The following is a 2,751-nucleotide window of genomic DNA, read 5'->3' as shown; positions in this document are numbered from 1 at the left end:
CACAAGGGGCAGCCAATTTTACCAAATCTGCTTTGTTGTCAGGCACTTGAAGTACAAAAGTACGTCTGCGTGCCTTCCGCCTCGCATCTTTGGCAAACTTGGCTGCTGCATAATTCGGGATTATCCCCCGGCTGATATTCAGGTACAAGCTCCTTGAGTTTAATACGAATGCCGGGACCATCGTGCCTCATGGCTGCTTCACGGAGTTCTCCGATCCCTTTCATGAGCCATGACCGGAAGGCCTCCCTGTCCCCGTGCCCGTTCCAGTTTCCATCCGGCCGCAGGACCATGATCTTCTTATGGGAGGTTTGAACTATACCCTCACCTTCAGTGATGAGCTCCTCGTAGAGCTTTTCGCCGGGACGCAGACCCGTGTATATAATTTCAATATCTTCCCCCGGTTCTTTTCCTGAAAGGCTTATCAGATCCCTTGCCATCTGGGCAATCTTCACAGGGGTACCCATCTCCAGGATAAATATCTCTCCTCCCTCGCCCAGGGCCCCTGCCTGCAGTATGAGCTGGCAGGCCTCGGGGATGGTCATAAAGTAACGAGTTACCTCGGGGTCAGTCACAGTTACCGGCCCGCCATACGCAATCTGTTCCTGAAACAGGGGCACAACCGACCCGGACGATCCAATCACATTTCCAAAACGAACACACATCATGATCATACCGTTTTGGCCGTGGTAGGCCTGCATAAGCAGTTCGCAAATCCTCTTGGTCGCCCCCATCACATTGGCCGGACGTACGGCCTTGTCCGAGGAGACCATGACAAAATGCCCGGCCCCGTGCGCTGCAGCCGCTTCCATGATATTCCGGGTCCCGACGATATTGTTAAATACCGCTTCCCATGGGTTCTCTTCCATCATGGGGACATGCTTATAGGCGGCTGCATGAACGATAACCTGGGGTCTGTACTGTTCAACAAGCATGTCTACAACCGGAGCGTTTTGCACATTTGCCAGGATTGGCACGTAATCGCTGAAGTGTAACCTGTGCTTCAGCTCCGTCTGAATGGCGTAAAGATTGGCCTCTGAGCTATCAATCATCACCATGGTCCCTGGCCTGAACTTTACAATCTGGCGGCAGAGCTCCGAACCGATCGATCCCCCGGCACCTGTCACCAGCACACGCTTTTCCTTGAGGTAAGCCCGGATAGTTTCCAAATCCAGCTTCACCGGCTCACGTCCCAGGAGATCGTCGTAGCTGACATCGCGCAAGGCCTTGATACTGACCTTTCCATCAATAAGCTCCCCCAACCCGGGTAATGTCTTGAATGGGACTGCGGATTCCTTGCAGATATCGACAACACGCCTCATCTGAGGTCCTGTCGCGCTTGGGAGGGTAATGAGGATTTCCTGGGCTCCGAGTTCGGCAACAAGGCGGGGCACTCGGCAACAGTGCCTCTAACAGGCACACCGTGAATCAGTCGGCCTTTCTTCCTCTGGTCATCATCCACAAACCCCACTACCCGGTATTTCAGCGAGGGATTGTCCGCGAGCTCACGAAACGTCTTCTCGCCGGCATCACCCGCGCCGACCAGGATAACAGGCTTCCCGTTCGACCTTGACCTGGAGGCAATATCGGGCCGTTTTGTCTTTTTAAGAAATCCCTCATGGTAAAGTAAACGAACCGCAATCCTTAAACTGCCGGTGAAGAGAAACGTCAGACCGGCGTCAATTACAAAGACCCCGCGCGAATAACCATGGAAGTGTTGCAAGAAAAGGATCACGGAAACGATCACCAGGCTTGAGAGAATGGTTGCCTTTAAGAGCTTCCACACATCGGAAAGGCTCGAATAACGCCACATCCCGCGGTACAGGCCAAGAGATAGAAATGTAACGGTTTTTACCGGTACAAGGACAGGCAGGAGCGATAGGATCTGGTTCAATATACCGGCCGTGAGCTTGAAATCGAACCGGATGAGGTATGCCCCGGCGTGCGCCATGACAAACAGCACCATGTCGCCCGAAACCATCAAATAGAAATTCCGGTTTCTTAACTGGTGAAGCATCTTTGACCTCACATCCTAAGAGTTTGCCTAAGTATTCACGGAACGTTGAAATTGGAAAATGGAAATTGGAAATTTGGCCTTCATGCTTTTGTACTGTTGATGAACGCATTCAATTTTGGGCCGAGTTTTTCAACTATTACTTCGTATTCTGTCGCATTTGACTCAGATAAAACTTTTCTTCTGATAAGTTTTCGCAACCATGATTTGGTTTCTTCAAACGAACCTCTTGAATATAGATAGAACTTTTTCCTGTCAGCGGGAGTATACCGGCCATACCCTTCTGCTATATTTGCAGCTATGCTGTCAGATGATCGTATTATCTGGTAGCCCACGGTGTTCTGAACCTTTTTGTTCCACTTATCAAAGTCGTACCAGATCATATCTGATAACTCTTCTGCCAGTTTGTAAACATCCAACTCGTAGACTCGCTTCATTTCTTCCTAGTTTCCAATTTCAAGTTTCCAATTTCAAGTTTCAAGCCGTAAACGGCTAAAAGTTTGCCCAGCGATCTCGACCACGACAGGAGAGGATTACATCCATAACCCTGTATAAACCTGCATTGCTCATTTGTGTCCCTATCCCGGCTAAATGTCAAGGGTCAAGATTAGAACCTGGATATTTCATATAAGCGCAGGCGAATTTTGTGACGCAGCACAGGAGGCTCTTTTGAGCCTTCAGAGGCAAGCTGTGATCGTCTTTTCTCAAGCTATGGGTAAAAATACCACCATAGCCAGGAT

1 protein-coding gene and 1 pseudogene are annotated in these 2,751 nt (G+C 49.9%); both read right to left on the bottom strand.

All coding sequences use genetic code 11. The features are described from left to right. Positions 1-38: 38 nt before the first annotated feature. Positions 39-2,014, bottom strand: a pseudogene (locus tag C4B57_12030) (polysaccharide biosynthesis protein). A gap of 80 nt (positions 2,015-2,094) precedes the next feature. Next, positions 2,095-2,448: a four helix bundle protein gene (locus C4B57_12025; GenBank protein PXF50536.1), complete on the bottom strand. Its 354-nt coding sequence runs from the start codon at positions 2,446-2,448 to the stop codon at positions 2,095-2,097. Positions 2,449-2,751 lie beyond the last annotated feature (303 nt).

The sequence above is a fragment of the Deltaproteobacteria bacterium genome (assembly GCA_003194485.1).
Classification (GTDB): Bacteria; Desulfobacterota; Dissulfuribacteria; order Dissulfuribacterales; family UBA3076; genus UBA3076.
Note: the sequence above shows the minus strand (reverse complement) of the source record. Positions and strands in the feature narration are given on the sequence as shown.